We start from the raw sequence: 447 nt of genomic DNA on the forward strand, positions 1-447 counted from the left end.
GGATGGACAAACGGGGAGCGTTCAAATGGAAGAGATTGCTACCGTTGGCATCGACCTTGCCAAGCCGGTGTTTCAGGTTCATGCGATTAGTGGCACCGGCAATGTTATCATCCGGCGACAGTTGCGACGTCAGCAGATGTTGAAGTTCTTCGAGCAGCTGGCGCCTTGCGTGATAGGGATGGAGGCGTGCGGCACTACTCACTACTGGGCGCGCGAGTTTCGGCCCTTGGGCATGCTGTGCGGCTGATGCCGCCTGCCTATGTGAAACCTTACGTCAAACGGCAAAAGAACGATGCCGCGGATGCTGAGGCGATCTGTGAGGCCGTGATGCGCCCGACGATGCGTTTCGTACCAATCAAATCGGTCGAGCAGCAGTCAGCGGCTATGTTGCATCGATCGAGAGCGCTACTGGTCAAGCAGCGGACGATGCTCATGCATTCGATACGC

At 57.0% G+C, this 447-nt stretch carries 1 pseudogene; it reads left to right on the plus strand.

Annotated elements, in window-relative coordinates:
- Positions 1–25 precede the first annotated feature (25 nt).
- Positions 26–447, plus strand: a pseudogene (locus tag CEV33_RS24355) (IS110 family RNA-guided transposase); the annotation flags it as partial.

The sequence above is a fragment of the Brucella grignonensis genome (genome assembly GCF_002252505.1).
In the GTDB taxonomy this organism is placed as follows: Bacteria; Pseudomonadota; Alphaproteobacteria; order Rhizobiales; family Rhizobiaceae; genus Brucella; species Brucella grignonensis.